The 225-nt window shown below is 36.0% G+C and carries 1 protein-coding gene; it reads right to left on the bottom strand.

Annotated features, from left to right (window positions below):
• Nucleotides 1-40 precede the first annotated feature (40 nt).
• Nucleotides 41-225, bottom strand: a 185-nt coding sequence (locus DW917_RS17875) for a hypothetical protein (protein WP_233524791.1), incomplete at its 5' end; no start/stop codon positions are given.

Genomic DNA, 225 nt, shown 5'->3' with positions numbered 1-225 from the left:
TTTATTTTTGAGATCACAAATTGTGACCTTAAACGTGTTGTTACTTATTATTGTATGCAAAGGTAGTACTTTTAGCCTTTAAGCCACTATTGCACAACCCCTTTCTTTGAAAAGAACGTAAAATTAGTAGTTTTATTGCTGTGACTGTGGTTTTATTAACATAAAGCTCTAAAGCAGCCAAAGGAGAACAAGAGCAAGGAAGCCGTGGAGACCAACAAGGACATC

The sequence above is a fragment of the Prevotella sp. AM42-24 genome (assembly GCF_003461825.1).
Lineage (GTDB): Bacteria > Bacteroidota > Bacteroidia > Bacteroidales > Bacteroidaceae > Prevotella > Prevotella hominis.
The sequence above is the reverse complement of the archived record's forward strand: the minus strand, read 5'-3'. Positions and strand labels throughout refer to the sequence as shown.